The following is a 230-nucleotide window of genomic DNA, read 5'->3' as shown; positions in this document are numbered from 1 at the left end:
CAACACCCACAATGCCGCGGCCTTCACCTTCACCCTCGACACCGCGACCGCGGCACCCGTGGTTGCCCTGGCCCACGACAGCGGCGCCAGCGGCAGCGACGGCATCACCAACGTCGGTACACTGGCCGTCAGCGGCGCCGAGACCGGCGCCACCCTCAGCTACAGCACCGACGGCGGAACCACCTGGAATAGCAGCTTCAGCGCCGTCGAAGGCGGCAACAACGTCATCG

The 230-nt window shown here is 68.7% G+C and carries 1 protein-coding gene; it reads left to right on the top strand.

Annotated elements, in window-relative coordinates; translation table 11 throughout:
* Positions 1 to 230, top strand: a 230-nt coding sequence (locus H3H39_RS28695) for a hypothetical protein (protein ID WP_182157715.1), incomplete at both ends; no start/stop codon positions are given.

This window comes from Rugamonas apoptosis (assembly GCF_014042355.1).
GTDB classification, from domain to species: Bacteria; Pseudomonadota; Gammaproteobacteria; order Burkholderiales; family Burkholderiaceae_D; genus Rugamonas; species Rugamonas apoptosis.
The sequence above is the reverse complement of the archived record's forward strand: the minus strand, read 5'-3'. Positions and strand labels throughout refer to the sequence as shown.